The 2,601-nt window shown below is 57.4% G+C and carries 3 protein-coding genes; all 3 read left to right on the top strand.

Going from position 1 to position 2,601, the window contains the following annotated elements; translation table 11 throughout:
• Positions 1-1,026: erythrose-4-phosphate dehydrogenase (gene epd, locus M0974_RS05265; protein ID WP_297833648.1), on the top strand; the 1,026-nt coding region annotated here is incomplete at its 5' end.
• Between the two features lie 15 nt (positions 1,027-1,041).
• Entirely contained in the window at positions 1,042-2,205 is a 1,164-nt protein-coding gene (locus tag M0974_RS05260; protein ID WP_297833645.1) for a phosphoglycerate kinase, read from the top strand.
• 27 nt (positions 2,206-2,232) lie between these two features.
• The gene (locus M0974_RS05255; RefSeq protein ID WP_297833641.1) at positions 2,233-2,463 is read left to right on the top strand and encodes a hypothetical protein; all 231 of its coding nucleotides are present in this window, start codon (positions 2,233-2,235) and stop codon (positions 2,461-2,463) included.
• Positions 2,464-2,601 lie beyond the last annotated feature (138 nt).

The raw sequence follows: 2,601 nt of genomic DNA, 5'->3' as shown, positions 1-2,601 counted from the left end.
GTTGCTCTCAACGGCTACGGCCGTATCGGTCGTTGCGTCTTGCGTGCGCTCTGTGAACGGGGGGCAAAGGCCGGGTTTGAAGTGGTCGCGATCAACGATCTGGCCGACATGGCCAGTCTCGAATACCTCACGCGCTTCGATTCCACCCACGGTCGCTTTCCAGGCGAAGTGCGGGTCGAAGGCGAATACCTGCACATTAACGATCACCGCATTAAAGTCCTGCGCAGCGCGATTCCGGAAGGCATCGACTGGGCCGGGTTGGGCGTTGATCTGGTACTCGAATGCTCGGGCGCTTTTCACACCCGTGCCGATGGCCAGCGCTTCCTCGATGCCGGCGCGCCCCGGGTACTGTTCTCGCAACCCATGGCCAGCGAGTCGGATGTCGACGCCACCATTGTTTACGGCATCAATCAGCAAGAGCTGACGGGCGATGAACTGCTGGTGTCAGCCGCTTCCTGCACCACCAACTGCAGCGTGCCGTTGTTGCGATTGCTGGATCAGGCCCTCGGGCTGGACTACATCACGATCACCACCATTCACTCGGCAATGAACGATCAGCCGGTGATCGACGCTTACCACCACGAAGACCTGCGGCGTACTCGGTCAGCTTTTCAGTCGATCATTCCGGTGTCCACTGGTCTGGCGCGCGGCATTGAACGGCTGCTCCCGGAACTTGCCGGGCGAATTCAGGCCAAAGCTGTGCGGGTACCCACGGTAAACGTCTCGTGCCTCGACATTACGATGCAAGTTGCACGTGATACCGATACCGCCGAGATCAATCGGATCCTGCGCGAGGCCGCTACCAGTGGCCCGCTCAAGGGGCTGGTGGCGTACACCGAATTGCCGCATGCCAGTTGTGATTTTAACCATGACCCCCATTCGGCAATTGTCGATGCCAGCCAGACCCGTGTTTCCGGCCCTCGGTTGGTGAACGTGTTGGCTTGGTTCGATAACGAATGGGGTTTTGCCAATCGAATGCTCGACGTTGCAGATCACTATCTGAACGCCGTGCGTGACCCCCAATAAAACAAGGACTGCCCCATGACCGTGTTGAAGATGACCGACCTCGATCTGAACGGTAAGCGTGTACTGATCCGCGAAGACCTTAATGTCCCGGTGAAAGACGGCGTGGTAACCAGCGATGCACGCATAGTAGCTTCGCTGCCGACCATCAAGCTCGCGCTTGAAAAGGGCGCAGCGGTGATGGTTTGCTCGCATTTGGGCCGACCTACCGAGGGCGAGTTTTCTGCTGAAAACAGCCTTAAGCCGGTTGCTGATTACCTGAGCAATGCCCTGGGTCGTAAAGTGCCGCTGGTGGCCGACTATCTGGACGGATTCGAGATCAAGGCCGGCGACATCGTGCTGTTCGAGAACGTGCGATTCAACAAGGGTGAAAAGAAAAACACTGACGAGCTGGCGCATAAATACGCTGCCTTGTGCGATGTGTTCGTGATGGACGCATTCGGCACCGCGCACCGGGCCGAAGGTTCGACCCACGGCGTCGCCAAGTTCGCCAAAATTGCCGCCGCCGGGCCGTTGTTGGCTGCAGAACTCGATGCCTTGGGCAAAGCCTTGAGCGCACCGGCCCAGCCGATGGCGGCTATCGTTGCTGGGTCTAAAGTCTCCACCAAGCTCGACGTGCTCAATAGCCTGAGCGCGATCTGTAATCAATTGATCGTCGGTGGCGGCATCGCCAATACCTTCCTTGCAGCCGCTGGCTATAACGTTGGTAAGTCGTTGTACGAACCCGATTTGCTAGACACCGCACGCGCCATCGCCGCCAAGGTCAGCGTGCCGTTGCCTACCGACGTGGTTGTGGCCAAGGAGTTTGCTGAAAGCGCCATAGCATCGGTAAAGCTGGTCGCAGACGTTGCCGATGACGACATGATTCTCGACATTGGTCCGCAAACTGCAGCGCATTTCGCCGACTTGCTGAAATCGTCCAAGACTATTCTGTGGAATGGTCCGGTCGGCGTGTTCGAGTTCGATCAGTTCGGCGAAGGGACCAAAACCCTGGCCAAAGCGATTGCCGAGAGTTCAGCATTCTCCATCGCTGGTGGCGGTGACACGCTGGCGGCCATCGACAAATACGGCATCGCGGATCAAATCTCCTACATTTCTACCGGTGGCGGTGCGTTCCTTGAGTTTGTTGAAGGTAAAGTGCTGCCGGCCGTTGAAGTGCTTGAGCAACGTGCCAAGGGCTGAAGATCAGCTTTGGTTAAGGGGAGCGACATGATCAAGGGGTTACCGCTGTTTATAATCACTGGCCTGATGGTTGGCTGTGCCAGTGCGCCGGAAGCTGACGAGGAGCCGGTTGCGCCCGCAGTGCTGCAGATGAGTTGCTATCAGTCTGGCTGGCAATCGGAAACCGTGCCGATCATTTACAAGCGCGGGGGCCAGGAGGCGTTGGACAAATATGACGCCGCTCATACTGGCGCGGCTGCGGGAGCTGGATGTCGTTAAACAGGCGTTTTAAGGACGTTTGGCGGCGGATGAGCAACATTGGCGATTGGCGGAGGTCTCTGTAAGAGCAATCACTTTTCGAAGAGGGAGTTTCGCCATGAAAGTTGCAGTCATCACGCTGTTCAGTTGTATGGTATT

Origin of the sequence: Pseudomonas sp., assembly GCF_026224925.1 — a bacterium.
Lineage (GTDB): Bacteria > Pseudomonadota > Gammaproteobacteria > Pseudomonadales > Pseudomonadaceae > Aquipseudomonas.
The sequence above is the reverse complement of the archived record's forward strand: the minus strand, read 5'-3'. Positions and strand labels throughout refer to the sequence as shown.

What these genes read in the sequence shown, in the direction of transcription:
- M0974_RS05260 (WP_297833645.1), top strand. Translation starts at nt 1,042, where the DNA reads ATGACCGTGTTGAAGATGACCGACCTCGATCTGAACGGTAAGCGTGTA.
- M0974_RS05255 (WP_297833641.1), top strand. Translation starts at nt 2,233, where the DNA reads ATGATCAAGGGGTTACCGCTGTTTATAATCACTGGCCTGATGGTTGGC.